Raw genomic sequence first — 306 nt, 5'->3', positions numbered from 1 at the left:
CTTTGCCGGCTGCTCCGCGACCGCGTTTGCCTTTGCGGCAGCCGCCAAAATAGCTTTCATCTGCTTCTACTTCGCCATCAAACATTTCCAAGTGTTCGCAATGATGAAAGATAAGCAAGCGTAAACGGTGAAAGTAGTAGGCAGCGGTGTTTTTATTGACTCCGGCCAATTCGGCGGCAGTACGGGCGGTTGCTCCTGCAACGAACAATTCGATCAGTTTGTTTTGAACGGGCTGGCTGAGGCGACTTTTTCTCATAGGAATATTTTAATCAATTTTGAATATTCCTGGTTATCTAGGACAGCCCC

Annotated in this window: 1 pseudogene; it reads right to left on the bottom strand. The window is 48.0% G+C overall.

Going from position 1 to position 306, the window contains the following annotated elements:
* Positions 1 to 256: pseudogene (locus HMPREF2541_RS01890) on the bottom strand (IS1595 family transposase); the annotation flags it as partial.
* Positions 257 to 306 lie beyond the last annotated feature (50 nt).

Origin of the sequence: Eikenella sp. HMSC061C02, from assembly GCF_001809035.1 — a bacterium.
GTDB lineage: Bacteria > Pseudomonadota > Gammaproteobacteria > Burkholderiales > Neisseriaceae > Eikenella > Eikenella corrodens.
This window is presented reverse-complemented; position numbering and strand designations above follow the sequence as displayed.